Origin of the sequence: Sulfitobacter dubius, assembly GCF_900113435.1 — a bacterium.
GTDB lineage: Bacteria > Pseudomonadota > Alphaproteobacteria > Rhodobacterales > Rhodobacteraceae > Sulfitobacter > Sulfitobacter dubius.
The window spans coordinates 388,014-400,503 of record NZ_FOPG01000001.1 but is presented as its reverse complement, the minus strand read 5'-3'; the positions used below and the strand labels follow the sequence as shown (position 1 = coordinate 400,503).

Here is a 12,490-nt window from a genome sequence, read left to right as displayed (position 1 = left end):
CAGTCGCCTGTGAAGCCCCTACATAGGCACCGACCTCACCCGGATTCGGAGTTGCCCCGTTGTCCAAGCTCATGCCACCTGCCCATCCTTTTGACACATCCTATCTGCGCGACAGCGGAGATGAAGACAAACTGAAGGAGGAATGCGGCGTTTTCGGCGTGGTTGGCGTTGCCGATGCCGCCACTTTCGTGGCCCTTGGCCTCCACGCCCTCCAGCACCGCGGACAAGAAGCAGGCGGCATCGTCAGCTATGATCCCGAAGCTGGTTTCCAATCTGCCCGCCGCTTTGGCTATGTCCGCGATAACTTCACCTCGCAGGACATCATGCAGACCCTGCCCGGCGAATTATCGATCGGCCATGTGCGCTATTCCACCTCTGGTAACAAAGGCCCAACCGCGATCCGCGACGTGCAACCGTTCTTTGGCGAATTTGCCATGGGTGGTGCCGCGATTGCGCATAACGGCAACATCACCAATGCCAACGCGCTGCGCCGTGAGTTGATCGAGCGCGGCTCGATCTTTCAGTCGTCCTCGGACAGTGAGTGCATCATTCACCTGATGGCGCGGTCCTTGCAGCAAAATATCCCCGAACGCATGGAAGACGCGCTGCGCCGTGTCGAAGGTGCCTTCTCTGTCGTGGCGATGACCCGCACCAAACTGATCGGCGTGCGTGACCCGCTGGGCGTGCGTCCGCTGGTTCTGGGCCGTGTCGGCGATGGCTGGGCGTTGAGTTCCGAGACCTGCGCGCTCGACATCATCGGTGCCGAATTTGTGCGCGAGATTGAGCCGGGCGAGATGGTCGTGATTACCGAGAAAGGGGTCGAAAGCCACTTCCCCTTCCGCCGTGTGCCATCACGTTTCTGCATATTTGAGCATGTTTATTTCAGCCGACCTGACAGTATCCTCGGCGGTCGGTCAGTCTATGAAACGCGCGAAAACATCGGCCGGGAACTGGCCAAGGAAAGCCCCGTTGACGCCGATCTCGTCTGCCCCGTCCCCGACAGCGGCACCCCTGCGGCGATTGGTTTCAGCCTCGAATCCGGCATTCCCTATGCGATGGGGATCATCCGCAACCAATATATGGGCCGGACCTTCATCGAGCCGACCGAGCAGATCCGCAACATGGGTGTGCGCCTGAAACTTAACGTCAACCGCGCACTGATCAAAGGTAAGCGGGTAATCTTGGTCGACGACTCGGTCGTGCGCGGCACCACCTCTCGCAAGATCAAAGAAATGATCCTTGATGCGGGCGCGGCCGAAGTTCACTTCCGCATTGCCTCGCCCCCAACCGCATGGCCCTGTTTCTACGGCGTCGATACCCCGCAGCGTGAAAAACTGCTGGCGGCGACCATGTCAGAGGAAGAGATGCGCGACCATTTACAGGTCGACAGTCTCAAGTTCATCTCGCTTGATGGTCTTTACCGCGCGGTCGGCGAAGCCGAGGGTCGCAAGGCGGACTGCCCGCAATACTGCGACGCCTGTTTCTCTGGCGATTATCCTGTGACACCTGCCGATCAGGTCAAAGAGGGTTTCCAGATGAAGCCTGCCGCAGAATAAGTTAGCGCAGGTTTTGAATTTAAACAAAAGCCGCGCCCGGAACCCCGGACGCGGCCTTTGTTTTTCGCTTTGCAGCCGTTGTTTAGTTCTGAACCGCAGGCTCTGCCGCGTCATTGGCGCTTTCAGTGGCGTCATCTACCGCCTCTGTGATCGCATCACCCGCAGCATCTACCGTGTCAGTGATCGCATCAGCGGCCTCTCCCGCAGCCTGTGTCACATCATCTGCCACGGCAGGCGCATTGATCGCATCCGATGCTTCGATTGCCACCTCTTGCGGCCCTTTGCCCGTGAAAAGCATATAGCCTGCCAGCGCAATCAACACCGCTACGACCAACCAAACCAGATTCTTCATTCCATTCCCCTTAATCAATGCCCCGCGAAGTCAAAGATTACCCCCGTGGCCGCATACCCGTCAATTGCGCCACAATGGCCCCGGATCAAGGGGAAATCGGCGCAAACCCCACTTATAGCGCGATTTTGCGGCTTGAAGATGACCCCTGTCGGGTTTACCTTGCATTCTCGGAATAGGTAACAATCAAAGGACCATCACCATCGCTCGCAGACCTCATAACGCGCCGCCCCAACGTGACACCGGCCCGCGCGTCAACGACAAGATCCGCTCCAATGAAATCCGCCTGATCGGTGCGGACGGCGAAAACGTCGGCGTTGTGACGCCTCAGCGTGCCATGGAAATGGCCGACGAGGCCGGGCTCGACCTTGTCGAGATTTCGCCAAACGCCAACCCGCCCGTGTGCAAGATCATGGACTTCGGCAAGTTCAAATATGAACAGCAAAAGCGCGAGAGCGAAGCCCGTAAGAAACAGAAGATCATCGAGATCAAAGAAGTCAAATTCCGTCCGAATACGGATACGAATGACTACGATGTGAAGATGCGCAATGTCTTCAAGTTTCTTGAAGGTGGCGACAAGGTTAAGGTGACTTTGCGGTTCCGTGGCCGTGAAATGGCGCACCAGAACCTTGGTCGTGAGCTTTTGGAACGCGTTGCTGCGGATACCAAAGAAATTGGCCGGGTTGAGAACTTCCCCAAGATGGAAGGCCGCCAGATGGTCATGGTTATCGGGCCCCTGCCTAACAAATAAGTTGACTGGTTTCGGGCCGGGACGGCTGGCCCGCTCTCCGGCTCACATCACGATCAGACAACGCAAAACGCCCCCAAATTGCTCTGGGGGCGTTTTCTATTTCTAGGGTAGCGTTGCTTAGCGCAGTAGACCCGAGATGTTGCGAACCACAGCGCGGCGATTGGCAGGCTCTGCCGCTGTCGTCGGCACGCGCAGTTGGCTTTCACCATAACCTTGCGTAATCAGGTTTGCGGGCGGAACATCAAAATACTCGGTCAGGGCCAAAGCAACGGTTTCTGCACGACGGTCAGACAGCGCAAGGTTATAGCTCGCGTCGCCCACCGCATCTGTATGTCCTTCAACAAGGATCACGGTCCGCGGATCCTTTTGGATCATGTCGCGCAGGGTGGTGCCGATATTGGCCAGCGACCGCGCTTGCTCGGGCTGGATCGCTGCAGAACCGGTCGGGAAGCGGACGGCGTCCAATTCCAACTGTGGTGCAAGCGAACGGACCTCACGAATTTCGCGCACCTGACGGAGCGAGAATGTCCGGCCTTGATCATTGCGCATCTCAGCTTGCAAAGCCTGCCGCAAAGCGGCTTCGTCCTGTGTGCTGCTACGCTGGGCCTGCTGGTTTTCTTGGACCTGCGGCAGGTCATTCACGACAACTTCGCGTTCTTCTACGAGGTCATCGACCAGCACATATTCCCGGCCTTCCGCGTCAAAGTTGGTACGGCGCAAAACGCTACCATCCCGCGAGCGGATGGTTTCGATCCGGCTGCCATCATTCTTCGTCACAATCGTACGGGTAGAGCCATCATCGAAGGTCTGGGTTTGCACCTCGTCACCAGGGCGACGGATCAGGGCGTTATCGTCTTTCAACACGCGCAATTCGCCCGTGTCATCCTGAACCACCACACGGTCACCCGAGCGACTGACGACCTTTTCGCCATTGTTCAAAACCGACCCGACAGCAACAGCGCCAAGGCCAACAAGCAGAGCTTTTTCGAAGTCAGACAAACCACCGTCGTCATCATCCGAGGCGGCAGCTTCATTGTCGGCTGCGGCTGTTACCTTGGTGTCAAAGTCTTCGTCCGAAGTGCGAACATCGTCTTCGCTTACCTCTTCGGTCACGACCTCGGCGTCCGACTCGTTTTCGGCAGCAGCTAATGCAGCAGCCGCTGCTGCCTCACGCTCGGCCTGACGCTCGGCGCGGCGTTCTTCACGACGCTCCGCCTGACGGGCCTCACGACGTTCTTCGCGCGCTTGGATTTGCTCTTCACTTAAACCGGCATCGGCTTCTGCACCGAGTGCTTCACCGCTTGTCTCGGATTCAGTTTCGGCGTTTTGCTCGTCCTGAGCGGGATCAGATTCGGGCGCAGTCTCAACGTCTTGGACGTCTTGAACCGGCTCGTTGGTTTCGGCTTCTGCCTCAACCGCTGTCTCAGCGTCGCTCATGCCCTCAGTCTCAGCCTCGACTTCGGTCTCAGCCTCAACCTCTTGCTCGACCTCCGCATCTGCATCGCCCTCTGCATCAGACGCGACTTCAGGATTTTGCGCGGGCTCAACAGGGTCTTGCGCGGGCTCAACTTCCGCCTCAACTTCGGCGTCAGCAGACATGTCTGCTTCGGCCTCCGCGTCTGTTCCGGTCTCCGGTTCGACAGTCTCTGCTTCCACGGTCTCGGCTTTGGCGCTGGCTTCAGCCTCTGCTGCTACGTTCGCAGCCTCGTCCGCCGCCGCTTGGGCTTCAGCATTCGCTGCTGCAGCGGCTTCTTCGGCCTGCTCTTCAGCGCCGGTAACTGCATCGGATACAGCATCCGCAGCTTGACCCAAAAGCGAACCAGCTTCTGCTTCTGCGTTACCTTCAGCTTCAGCCTGTGCATCTGCACTGTCGCCCGCTTCAGCATTCGCATCGGCACTCAGCCCAGCAACCAACCGAAGCTCTTCGGCGTTTTCCACCGTCTGGTCGTCAAACGCACAGGGGAATTCCGTCGCTTCGCCTACGGGGCCACATTCTGCCAGATTCTGATCCTGCGCAAAGGCACCATGGGGGAAAGCCAATGCAAGGCTCAGACCCAGCGAAGTCGTAGATCTCAGTAGGTTTTTCATGTTCACGTCCTCATTATTACGGGAACGCCGTTCGGGCAGCGCTTGTCACCTAACGCATGATGGGGGCTGAGGTTCCGCTATCCAATATCAATAGCCTATCTCATAAAAAGACCCCGCCCCGGTATGGGAGCGCGGTCAAGGTTTACGGCTTGTTATCGGCTATCAGGCTATGGCTTGGACTGCCCGGCGTGTCATCACACCGCAAAGATGTGCGCGGTAGGCGCCGCTGCCGTGCAGATCGCCGATCATATTGCCGCCATCAAGGGTCAGCCCATCCAGCGCGTCTGCATCGAACCGTTCGCTCAGTGCCGCCTCCGCCTCCGTCCAGCGGAAGACACCTTCGTTGGAAGCGCCAGTGATCGCCACGCGCACCCCATCACTGAACTGCGCAACATAGGCCGCGACCAGCGGAAAGCGCGAGGCGGGTTGGATGAACTTCTCGTAATGCGCGGCTTGCGGGATGGGGAAGCGTACGCCGGTGACGATTTCCCCCTCTTCTAGTGCGGTCGTGAACATGCCTTGGAAGTAGTCGTCAGCCGCGATCTCACGTCGGTCCGTCTCAATCGTCGCGCCGCTGGCCAAGGCCGCGGCCGGGTAGCAGGCGGAGGGATCGTTGTTCGCCAGTGATCCGCCGATCGTGCCACGGTTGCGCACCGCCGGATCACCGATCCGCGCGGCTAGCTTGGCCAAGGCCGGATAGCTCTCTGCCGCGTCGTGCATGACCGTGGCATGGGTGGTGCCGCCTCCAATCCAAAGTGCGCCATCGCGCATCTCGACGCCTTGGAGTTCTTTAATGCCCGTGAGTGACACCAGAACCGATGGCATCGCCAGCCGTGCTTTCAACGTCGGGATCAGCGTTTGCCCCCCACTAAGAGGTTGCGCGTCCTCTTGGCCTAAAGCCTTGACCGCGTCTGCTACGCTGCTGGGGCGCTCTATTTCGAATTCATACATCATTCATCCTTCCCAGAGGCCGCAAGGCGCGTCGCCCCTCTTCTTTATTAGAGATATCAAAGTGGATTAAAGACTTAACCATGCATCGCTTCCCAAACCCGTGCGGGACTGACCGGCATGTCGATATGGCCGATATCCTTGCCACCTGAACGCATGGCATCCAGCACTGCGTTCACCACCGCCGGAGGTGAGCCAATCGCCCCCGCCTCCCCACAGCCTTTCACGCCCAAGGGGTTATGGGTGCAGGGTGTTTGGCAGGAATGATCCACGTCATAGAACGGAAGATCGCTGGCGCGGGGCATGGCATAATCCATATAAGACGCGCTGAGGAGTTGGCCGTCTTCGTCGTAAACGCAGTTCTCCAAAAGCGCCTGTCCGATGCCCTGCGCCAAACCGCCATGCACTTGGCCGGTGACGATCATCGGGTTCACGACGTTGCCAAAATCATCGGCTGCGGTGAACCGCTCGACCGTGACATGCCCGGTTTCGGGATCAAGCTCGACCTCGCAGGCATAGGCCCCCGCCGGATAGGTAAAGTTTGACGGGTCGTAGAAGGCAGTCTCCTCCAGCCCCGGTTCGATCTCCTCCAGCGGATAGTTATGCGGCACATAGGCAGCCAGCGTGACATCGCCCCAAGCCACGGATTTATCGGTGCCTGCCACGCTGAAGGCCCCATCCTTCAACTCGATATCCCCTTCCGAAGCTTCGAGTAGATGGCTGGCGATTTTCTTGGCCTTGGCGATGATCTTTTCCGTCGCGCGCACCATGGCACTGCCGCCCACAGCCAGCGAGCGTGAGCCATAGGTGCCCATGCCCATCGGTGTTCTCGCCGTATCGCCATGGACGATCTCGACCATATTCTCGTCGATGCCGATCATATCGGCCACCACCTGCGCGAATGAGGTCTCATGCCCCTGCCCGTGGCTGTGGCTGCCGGTCATAACAACCAGCCCGCCGGTCGCGTTGACCCGCACCGTGGCGCTTTCATACAGGCCCGCACGTGCACCCAGCTGGCCAACAAGGTTCGACGGCGCGATGCCGCAAGCCTCGATATAGCAGTTCACGCCGAAGCCGCGCAACTTGCCTTTGGCTTCACTCTCGCGGCGCCGCGCTTCAAAGCCCGCGTGGTCGGCGATCTCTTCAAGCTTGTCCATCGTGGCGTTGTAGTCGCCCGTGTCATATTCCACCGCCACCGGCGTGGCATAGGGAAACTCCGTCACGAAGTTCTGGCGGCGCAGTTTGATCGGGTCGACCTTCAACTCATGCGCGGCCTTGTCGATCAAACGCTCCAATTGATAAGTCGCCTCGGGCCGCCCGGCCCCGCGATAGGCATCTACTGGCACGGTATTGGTAAAGACTGCCTTAACGTTCACATAGATCAGCGGCGTTTTATAGTTCCCCGCCATCAGCGTGCCATGCAACCACGTTGGCACCGAGGGCGCGAAGGTCGACAGATAGGCCCCCATATTGGCATAGGTATCGGTGCGCAGGGCGGTGAAGTTGTTCTTGGCATCCAGCGCCAGTTCGATCTTGGTCACGTGGTCGCGGCCATGGGCGTCGGACATGAAGGCTTCCGAGCGGCTCGACGTCCATTTCACCGGACGCCCCACCGCCTTGGCGGCGAAGGTGCAAAAGGCTTCTTCTTGATAGTGGAAAATCTTTGTCCCAAAGCCGCCGCCCACATCCGGGGCCACCACACGCAGCTTATGCTCGGGAATGCCCAGAACGAACGCCCCCATCAACAGACGGATCACATGCGGATTCTGGCTGGTGGTATAGAGCGTATAATCCCCAGCCGAGCGGTCGTACTCGCCGATGGCCACGCGCGGCTCCATCGGGTTGGCGACGAGGCGGTTGTTCACCAGTTCCAGCGTGGTGACATGGGCCGCGTCGTCGAAAGCCTTGTTCACCGCCTCCTTGTTTTCTTCCACGAAACCCCAATCGTAGCAGAGATTGCTGGTCAGATCGTCATGCACCTTGGGCGCATCGTCTTTGACCGCCTCCTTCATGTTCACCACAGCGGGCAACTCGTCGATGTCGACGACAATCGCCTCGGCGGCGTCTCGCGCCTGCGCCAGCGTCTCGGCCACCACGGCGGCGATGGGCTCGCCGACATGGCGGACCTTTTCATGGGCCAGAACCGGGTGTTTCGGCTCTTGCATGGGTTGTCCATGTTTATCAGTGATCTGCCAGCCACAGGGCATGCCGCCGATTTCGGCAAAATCCGCGCCGGTGAAAATCTTTAGCACGCCGGGCATGTCTGCGGCGGCGGAGGTATCGACCCCCGAAAGCCGCCCATGCGCCACGTCCGAGCGCAGGAAAAACACATGGGTCTGGCGGCGCAGATTGATGTCATCGGTATAGCGCCCCGACCCGGTGAGAAAGCGAATATCCTCCCGCCGCTTACTGCTGGCCCCAATTCCGCTGCTCGGTTCAAAATCCTTTGGCATAATGTCCTCCCGTTTGGTGGCGGTGCGGATGCACCTGATCCGTCACGCGGCGCCCGGCTCTGGCGGTCCTCCCTCCGCCATCACCGGTCTGCTCAGCGCGACACTGCTTCCAACGTTACTCTGCCGCCAGCGCGCTGACCTCCTGGCCGCTGGCCGCCATGATCGCTTTGACGATGTTGTGGTAGCCGGTGCAGCGGCAGATGTTGCCGTCAAGGTAATGGCGCACCTCGGCCTCGCTTGGCTTGGGGTTGTCCTTGAGCAGGGCCGCCGCCGACATCACCATGCCCGGCGTGCAAAATCCGCATTGCAGCCCGTGGTGATCCTGAAACGCCTGTTGGATGGTGTTGAGCTTGCCATCTGGGGCCGCCTGCCCTTCGATGGTGTCGACTTCGGCGCCATCCGCCTCGATCGCGAACATGGTGCAGGCCTTGACCGCATTGCCATTCACATGCACCACACAGGCCCCGCATTGGCTGGTGTCGCAGCCCACATGGGTGCCGGTGAGTTCCAGATCATCACGTAGGAAATGCACCAGCAACGTGCGGCCTTCGACCTCCCCTGACGCGGGTATGCCGTTCACGGTCATCTTGACCTGTGTCATGTTCTTCCTCCCAGTCTGACGCTTGTTAGAGGCAGTTAAGCACGACAAGCTCTAGTTGAGAACACATATTTTCTGAGGGCTTTTTCTCAGCTGCCACTCGCGCTTTTGCCGGGGTTTCGCGGCTGTGGGCGGGTCGGGATTTCTTTTAGCAACCCACCAACGCCCATCGCTGCAATATCCGCGCTGGTAACCGGAATGCCGCAGACCAACCTTGAGAGCACCCAATCCGCCCCGTTAAGCGCCGGCGAACGTGCGCAGCCCGGCAGGCCGATCACCGGGCGCTGCCCCAGATGACCGAGGAACAAAAGATTGCCGGGATCGACCGGCATCCCGAACCGCTCAACCTCACCGCCCGCCTGTCGCAAGGCGGAGGGGGCGATGTCGTCAATATCAGATGTGGCAGAAGCGGTGAGTACAAGGGTCAGATCGGTCTGTGCGGCGGCGAGTGCCTTTGCTAACGGCGCAGATCGATGTGGGACCATAACAACGTCATTCAACGTAACCCCAAGCGCATCCAACCGCCTCTCGACCGCCACGCGCCCCTTGTCGCCCGCCCCGCCCGGCACATCCGTGATGATCAGCGTCGCATCGCGAAGTTTTCTTTTTGCTAGACGCAGCGCTGCCTTTCCGGCTGCGGCACAGGCGGCGTCAACGGCTTCCTGCGGCACAGCGTAAGAAATAATCTTGATCGTCGCCACCATCCCATTCTCAGTCATCTGCTGAAAGGGCGGCACAGTGGCCAAGGTGACCATCGGATGTACTGCATTAACCGCCTCAAGTGCGGCGCGGTCCATCATCACAACGCCCGGCCCCTCTGCCAAAAGGTTCACCCGCCCGGTAAAAGGGTCGGAGATCCGCAGCCCAGGGCCGCAGAGCGCCTTGGCGAGACGCTCTGCGCCTGCATTTTCGTCTATATCACCGGGATCTAGGCAGGCGACGATGATCTCTTGAATGCCGGCCTGTTCAAGCGCTGCGATATCTTCTTGCGCCAACACACGGCCCTTGCGCAGCCGTCCGCTGCTGACGGCGACAGAATGGGCCAATGTTGCGCCAAGTGCGTCGCTTAATGGAACCGGACCGAACCTCATGGACGGCGCAGCGTTTGGATCACCTGTCCAAGGATCGACACGGCAATCTCGGCCGGGCTGGCAGCGCCAATGTCGAGACCCACCGGCCCGTGAATGCGCGCCGCTTGATCGGGGGGCACATCCGCCTCTTGCAACCGCGCAAGGCGACTGGCCTGCGTCCGGGTCGAGCCGAGCGCGCCGATGTAAAACGCCTCTGTCCCCAGGGCCACATGCAGCGCCGGGTCATCCAACTTCGGGTCGTGGGTCAACAACACCACGGCAGAACGGGCGTCCAAGCCGATTTCCTCAAGGGCAGCATCTGGCCAATCGTTCATCACGCGGCATTCAGGGAACCGCGCGGCGGAACCAAAGGCTTCGCGCGGGTCAACGACGATCGGATCGAAACCCGCCTCTCCCGCCATGCGCACCAGATGCTGCGCGATATGCACCGCGCCCACGATCACCAACCGCAGCGGCGGGTTGTGAATGGCGATGAAGCGCCCCGTGTCTTCGTCAATCCCAGAGCGGTCACGGCGGAAGCGGTCTTCATGCCCCGCGCGGGCCAGTTCTCGCGTGCTGCCATCAAGCGCCACCTCATAGCCCACGGGCTGCCGTGCAGCGCGTGACGCCACCAGATCGCGCAGCATCTCAAGCGTGAGCGCATCGGATCGTATCGGTTCCACCAGCACCTTGATTGTGCCACCGCAGGCCAACCCCACCGCAAAGGCATCGCCATTGCTCACGCCGTACTCCAGCAACCGGGTGCGCCCGTCCCCAATCGCCTCCAGCGCTTCGACCACCACCGCGCCTTCGACGCAGCCGCCCGAGACCGAGCCCATCATCGTGCCATCGCCCGACACCACCAGTTGCGCGCCTGCGCGGCGCGGGGCAGACCCCCATGTCTCTACCACCGTGGCCAATGCCACGGGCTGTCCGGCCTCAGCCCAATTCAACGCCTGTTCGGGGATGCAGTCCATCTGGTTTCCTCTACCTATTGGGGATGCAGAGTGTGTTGCTTCACGGGCAAAGGTCAATGCGAGATCGGCACAAGCCTTCGTCTTGCACGCAGCGCTATGCGGCACTACATCTAGGCCAAGCTAACACAGTAATCGGAGCCACCCCATGCCCATGCAAGCCAGCGAAATCGAAGACTTGATCCGCGCTTCCTTTCCTGACGCGAAAATCACCGTCGAAGGCAATGACGGCGTGCATATGGCGGCCATGGTCGTGGATGAGAGTTTCCGTGGCATGAACCGCGTACAACAACAGCGCGCCGTCTATGCGGCCCTGAAGGGCAAGATGGACGGATCAAACGGCGATCTGCATGCGCTGGCGCTGACCACGCGGACGCCAGACTAACGATGTGGGGCTGGACTGCAGCAATTGTTTTGGGCGGGATCGCCGCAATTGCTTTTGTTCAGCACCGCATGCAGCGCGGGCGACATGTGCCCTTGTCGCAGCGCCAACCTCCACGCCCTGAGACCGGCAAAGTGCCACTGGGGATGGAGGCGACCGATCTTGATGTCGTGGCAAGTGCGGCACGGCGCAACGAAAGCCTAGAACGCGGGCACACGAATTGGACCAAGAAACGAGGCGGTTTCTTTCTCGGCGGGGCCGAGTTGGACGTAAAGCCTTGGGCCGACGATGAAACCTATGCGCGGCGCTATCATGCTGCGTTCAAGAAATCAGATGTGAAGGACAAATGACATGAGCGATGCCTCAAGCCAGATCAAAGAACAAATCTCCAAAAGCGATGTTGTGCTGTTTATGAAAGGCACCAAGGAAATGCCGCAGTGCGGTTTCTCCAGCCGCGTGGCCGGGGTTCTCAACTATATGGGCGTCGAATATAGCGACGTGAACGTGCTGGCCGACGAAGGTCTGCGTCAAGGGATCAAAGATTTCTCTGACTGGCCAACCATTCCCCAGCTTTACGTCAAAGGCGAATTCGTCGGGGGCTGTGACATCATCACCGAAATGACGCTGTCGGGCGAGTTGGATACGCTTTTTGCCGAGAACGGCGTGACCTTTGACAAAGACGCCGCTGATAAGATCCGCGAAGCCAACGGCTGAAACGGCTTCGGACTGTCGATAATTTCAGGACCCCGGACGCCTATTGGCGCGCCGGGGTCTTTTTTTATCTCTGGTACTTTAGGTCTACCCTCTGGGTTCAGTCCTCAATCGCCGTGATCATATCGACGCGGCGGCCGTGACGCCCGCCTTCAAACTCGGTATCGAGAAAGGCATCCACGATCTCAAGCGCAAGCCCGGCACCGATCACACGCGCACCCATCGACAGCATATTCGCGTCATTGTGCGCCCGGATCATCTTGGCCGAGAATGTATCGGCGCAGACACCACAGCGGATGCCTTTGACCTTATTGGCCGCCATCATGATGCCCTGCCCCGTGCCACAGATCAGAATGCCAAGGTCGAACTCTCCGGCTGCAATGCGCCGTGCTGCGGCTTCTCCGTGCTTGGGGTAATCGGTGCTTTCCGCCGTGGCCGGACCAATGTCTTCAACTGTAAAACCACGGTCGGCGATATGCCGGGCGATGTCTTGGCGCAGGGCGATGTCAGCGTGGTCGCTAGAGATGATGATGCTTGGTTTGGCGGTCATGAGATGGCGTCCTGATTGCTATGGGCGAGAAAGACAGCGCGAATGGGGCGCTTTTCGCGC

Annotated in this window: 13 protein-coding genes; 5 read left to right on the top strand and 8 right to left on the bottom strand. The window is 59.7% G+C overall.

The features are described from left to right. Nucleotides 1-71 precede the first annotated feature (71 nt). Nucleotides 72-1,556, top strand: coding sequence for an amidophosphoribosyltransferase (gene purF / locus BM229_RS01950; RefSeq protein WP_093926017.1), 1,485 nt, complete (start codon nt 72-74; stop codon nt 1,554-1,556). A gap of 82 nt (nt 1,557-1,638) precedes the next feature. Here the strand turns inward: purF and BM229_RS01945 are convergent, their stop codons facing one another. Then, a complete protein-coding gene (locus BM229_RS01945; protein ID WP_093926016.1) occupies nt 1,639-1,908 on the bottom strand; it encodes a hypothetical protein in 270 nt (89 codons plus the stop codon). Between the two features lie 145 nt (nt 1,909-2,053). Between BM229_RS01945 and infC the strand changes: the two genes are divergently transcribed. After that, the gene (gene infC / locus BM229_RS01940) at nt 2,054-2,656 is read left to right on the top strand and encodes a translation initiation factor IF-3 (RefSeq protein ID WP_435988794.1); all 603 of its coding nucleotides are present in this window, start codon (nt 2,054-2,056) and stop codon (nt 2,654-2,656) included. Between the two features lie 117 nt (nt 2,657-2,773). Here the strand turns inward: infC and BM229_RS01935 are convergent, their stop codons facing one another. The 6 genes from BM229_RS01935 to BM229_RS01910 form a co-directional block, all read right to left on the bottom strand. Beyond that, on the bottom strand, nt 2,774-4,744 hold the full coding sequence (locus tag BM229_RS01935) for an OmpA family protein (RefSeq protein WP_093926014.1): 1,971 nt from the start codon (nt 4,742-4,744) through the stop codon (nt 2,774-2,776). A 162-nt stretch (nt 4,745-4,906) separates the two neighbouring features. Further along, a complete protein-coding gene (locus BM229_RS01930; RefSeq protein ID WP_093926013.1) occupies nt 4,907-5,695 on the bottom strand; it encodes an FAD binding domain-containing protein in 789 nt (262 codons plus the stop codon). A gap of 74 nt (nt 5,696-5,769) precedes the next feature. Next, the gene (locus BM229_RS01925; protein WP_093926012.1) at nt 5,770-8,145 is read right to left on the bottom strand and encodes a xanthine dehydrogenase family protein molybdopterin-binding subunit; all 2,376 of its coding nucleotides are present in this window, start codon (nt 8,143-8,145) and stop codon (nt 5,770-5,772) included. Between the two features lie 115 nt (nt 8,146-8,260). Further along, on the bottom strand, nt 8,261-8,746 hold the full coding sequence (locus BM229_RS01920; RefSeq protein WP_093926011.1) for a (2Fe-2S)-binding protein: 486 nt from the start codon (nt 8,744-8,746) through the stop codon (nt 8,261-8,263). Nucleotides 8,747-8,832: 86 nt separating this feature from the next. Then, nucleotides 8,833-9,834 (bottom strand): molybdopterin-binding protein, encoded by a 1,002-nt coding sequence (locus BM229_RS01915; RefSeq protein WP_093926010.1) that lies wholly within the window; start codon nt 9,832-9,834, stop codon nt 8,833-8,835. Then, nucleotides 9,831-10,790 (bottom strand): XdhC family protein, encoded by a 960-nt coding sequence (locus tag BM229_RS01910; RefSeq protein ID WP_093926009.1) that lies wholly within the window; start codon nt 10,788-10,790, stop codon nt 9,831-9,833. The genes BM229_RS01915 and BM229_RS01910 overlap by 4 nt, the downstream gene beginning before the upstream one ends. A gap of 145 nt (nt 10,791-10,935) precedes the next feature. Here BM229_RS01910 and BM229_RS01905 point away from each other — a divergent pair, with 145 nt between their 5' ends. Genes BM229_RS01905 through grxD form a run of 3 tightly spaced genes read left to right on the top strand, consistent with a single transcriptional unit; the run spans nt 10,936 to nt 11,883 of the window. Further along, nucleotides 10,936-11,172: a BolA family protein gene (locus BM229_RS01905; RefSeq protein ID WP_067629149.1), complete on the top strand. Its 237-nt coding sequence runs from the start codon at nt 10,936-10,938 to the stop codon at nt 11,170-11,172. A 2-nt stretch (nt 11,173-11,174) separates the two neighbouring features. Then, nucleotides 11,175-11,519, top strand: a complete 345-nt coding sequence (locus BM229_RS01900; RefSeq protein WP_093926008.1) for a hypothetical protein — start codon at nt 11,175-11,177, stop codon at nt 11,517-11,519. A 1-nt stretch (nt 11,520) separates the two neighbouring features. Next, a complete protein-coding gene (grxD, locus tag BM229_RS01895) occupies nt 11,521-11,883 on the top strand; it encodes a Grx4 family monothiol glutaredoxin (protein ID WP_093926007.1) in 363 nt (120 codons plus the stop codon). A gap of 97 nt (nt 11,884-11,980) precedes the next feature. Here grxD and rpiB read toward each other — a convergent pair whose 3' ends face one another. Next, a complete protein-coding gene (rpiB, locus tag BM229_RS01890) occupies nt 11,981-12,430 on the bottom strand; it encodes a ribose 5-phosphate isomerase B (protein ID WP_093926006.1) in 450 nt (149 codons plus the stop codon). Between the last annotated feature and the right edge of the window lie 60 nt (nt 12,431-12,490).